A 532-nucleotide genomic window follows, 5' to 3' on the forward strand; every position below is an offset into this window, starting at 1 on the left:
GTCATGTACTCGACGCCGCGCACCCACTTGGGGCCCTTCCAGGCGTACAGGTGGGGGACGATCAGGCGCAGCGGGAAGCCGTGCTCGGCGGTGAGCAGTTCGCCGTCCTTGTGGGTGGCGAAGAGGGCACGCCCGTCCGCGAAGTCGGCCAGCCGGAGGTTGGAGCTGAAGCCGTACTCGGCCCAGACCATCACGTGGGTGACGGCCGGGGCGGGCGGCGCGAGCTCCAGGATCGTGGCGGCGGGCACCCCGCCCCACTCGGCGCCGAGCATGCTGAACTTCGTGACGCAGTGCAGGTCGGCGACGACCGTGGTGTACGGCAGGGCGGTGAACTCGTCGTGGGTCCAGCCGCGTTTCTCGCCGTCGGCGGTGGCCCCGAAGACCCGGAACTCCCAGCGCTCGGGGCGGAACTTGGGCACCGGTCCGTAGTGCGTGACCGGCCAGCCGCGCTGGAGGCGCTGTCCCGGCGGGAGCTCGAACGAGGACGCTCCTTCCGAACCGTCTTCCCCCGATTCGCTTCCCACCGGCTGAC

Annotated in this window: 1 protein-coding gene; it reads right to left on the reverse strand. The window is 71.1% G+C overall.

Annotation, left to right across the window (positions count from 1 at the left end; all coding sequences use genetic code 11):
- Positions 1-532: molybdopterin-dependent oxidoreductase (locus tag ACLZOT_RS49805; protein ID WP_416975958.1), on the reverse strand; the 532-nt coding region annotated here is incomplete at both ends.

The sequence above is a fragment of the Streptomyces sp. 4F14 genome (assembly GCF_048159485.1).
GTDB lineage: Bacteria > Actinomycetota > Actinomycetes > Streptomycetales > Streptomycetaceae > Streptomyces.